The organism is Streptococcus suis, assembly GCF_002960445.1.
GTDB classification, from domain to species: domain Bacteria; phylum Bacillota; class Bacilli; order Lactobacillales; family Streptococcaceae; genus Streptococcus; species Streptococcus hyiners.
The window spans coordinates 1-315 of record NZ_POJD01000071.1 but is presented as its reverse complement, the minus strand read 5'-3'; the positions used below and the strand labels follow the sequence as shown (position 1 = coordinate 315).

1 pseudogene is annotated in these 315 nt (G+C 34.6%); it reads left to right on the top strand.

From position 1 onward, the window contains the following. Positions 1–224 precede the first annotated feature (224 nt). A pseudogene (locus C1G53_RS01330) lies at positions 225–315 on the top strand (bifunctional pyr operon transcriptional regulator/uracil phosphoribosyltransferase); the annotation flags it as partial.

Below are 315 nucleotides of genomic sequence, written 5' to 3'. Positions count from 1 at the left end.
TGTCTTTTGGAAAAAATTCTCAGTAAAATCCGATAATTTCTATATTTTTTCAGAAAAAAATTGTCAAGGCTGAGATTTTATGCTATACTCTGCTTAATAAATCCTTTAAAACCTGTCCAGAGAGGCAGACAAGGAGTCGGATGTTAAGCAGGTTGGTTCTAACTAGCCTATATTTTCATAGTCTCCTTGTATAAGGAGACTTTTTCTATACTTTTGGAGGTCTTATGAAGACAAAAGAAATCGTTGACGATATGACTATGAAACGGGCAATCACCCGCATCACTTATGAAATTATCGAACGGAATAAGAATTTGG